At 70.0% G+C, this 554-nt stretch carries 1 protein-coding gene; it reads right to left on the bottom strand.

Annotated elements, in window-relative coordinates:
* Positions 1-554: beta-ketoacyl synthase N-terminal-like domain-containing protein (locus tag ACSNOB_RS31975; protein WP_436691170.1), on the bottom strand; the 554-nt coding region annotated here is incomplete at both ends.

The following is a 554-nucleotide window of genomic DNA, read 5'->3' as shown; positions in this document are numbered from 1 at the left end:
CGAACCCCGCACCACCGCATGCACCACATCCCCCGCCGCCACCGCATCGACCAACCGCCGCAACACCACGACACCCACGCCGCTGCCGCCGACGATCCCGCTGGCGTTGCGGTCGAACGCCCGGCAGTGCCCGTCCGGGGAGAGGCCGGTGCCCTCGCGGTAGACGTGGCCGACGTTCTCCGGGATCTTCACGCCGACGCCGCCGGCCAGGGCCATGTCGCACTCCCCCGCCAGCAGCGACTGGCACGCCTGGTGGATCGCGACCAACCCCGTCGAGCACGCCGTCTGGATCGTCATGGCCGGGCCGTGCAGGTCCAGCTTGTACGCCACCCGGGTGGCCAGGAAGTCGTCGTTGGAGCTGATCATCATGGGCAGGTAGTCGAGGTAGAACGCCTGCGCCAGCGCGGGGTTGCGCATGATGTTGTAGAGCGAGTACGTGTTCATGGACTGGCCGGCGTAGACGCCGATGCGGCCCGGGAAACGCGCCGGGTCGTACGCCGCGTCCTCCAGCGCCTCCCACGCGCACTCCAGGAACAACCGGTGCTGCGGATCCG

The sequence above is a fragment of the Micromonospora sp. URMC 106 genome (assembly GCF_051386395.1).
Taxonomy (GTDB): domain Bacteria; phylum Actinomycetota; class Actinomycetes; order Mycobacteriales; family Micromonosporaceae; genus Micromonospora.
This window is presented reverse-complemented; position numbering and strand designations above follow the sequence as displayed.